At 63.7% G+C, this 822-nt stretch carries 1 pseudogene; it reads left to right on the top strand.

Annotated features, from left to right (window positions below):
* Positions 1 to 822: pseudogene (gene istA, locus FE811_RS27030) on the top strand (IS21-like element ISPve1 family transposase); the annotation flags it as partial.

Below are 822 nucleotides of genomic sequence, written 5' to 3'. Positions count from 1 at the left end.
GTTCGTGCCGCTGGCGCATCCCCCAGGACACGCGCAGGCCGACTTCGGCGAGGCAATGGTTCGGATCGGAGGTGTCGAACAGAAGGCGCATTTCTTCGTGCTGGACTTGCCGCATAGCGACGCCTGCTACGTCCGTGCCTATCCGGCGGCGGTTGCCGAGGCCTGGGTGGACGGTCATGTCCATGCCTTTGCCTTTTTTGGGGCGGTTCCGCAGTCGATCGTCTACGACAATGACCGCTGCCTGGTGGCGAAGATCCTGCCGGATGGCACCCGCAAGCGGGCGGCGCTGTTCAGCGGGTTTCTGTCGCATTACCTGATCCGGGATCGCTATGGCCGCCCTGGCAAGGGGAACGACAAAGGCAATGTCGAAGGCCTGGTGGGCTATTGCCGCCGCAACTTCATGGTGCCGATGCCTGAGTTCGCCAGTTGGGAAGAATTCAACCTCTGGCTGGAGGAGCGCTGCAAGCGGCGTCAGCACGATGTCCTTCGCGGCGAGAGCGAAACGATCGGCGAGCGACTGCAGCGCGATCTCGCCGCGATGCGCCCGCTCCCGGCGGCGCCCTTTGATGCCTGCGATCAGGCGACCGGCCGCGTGTCGTCGCAATCGCTGGTGCGCTACAAGACCAACGATTACTCGGTGCCCGTCGCCTACGGCCATCAGGATGTCTGGATCCGGGGCTATATCCATGAGGTGGTGATCGGCTGCCGGGGCGAAGTGATCGCCCGCCATCCCCGGTGCTGGGATCGCGACGAGATCGTCTTCGACCCGCTCCATTACCTTCCGCTGATCGAGCAGAAGATCAATGCGTTGGATCAGGCGGC

This window comes from Paracoccus sp. FO-3 (assembly GCF_006386455.1).
GTDB classification, from domain to species: domain Bacteria; phylum Pseudomonadota; class Alphaproteobacteria; order Rhodobacterales; family Rhodobacteraceae; genus Paracoccus; species Paracoccus versutus.
Note: the sequence above shows the minus strand (reverse complement) of the source record. Positions and strands in the feature narration are given on the sequence as shown.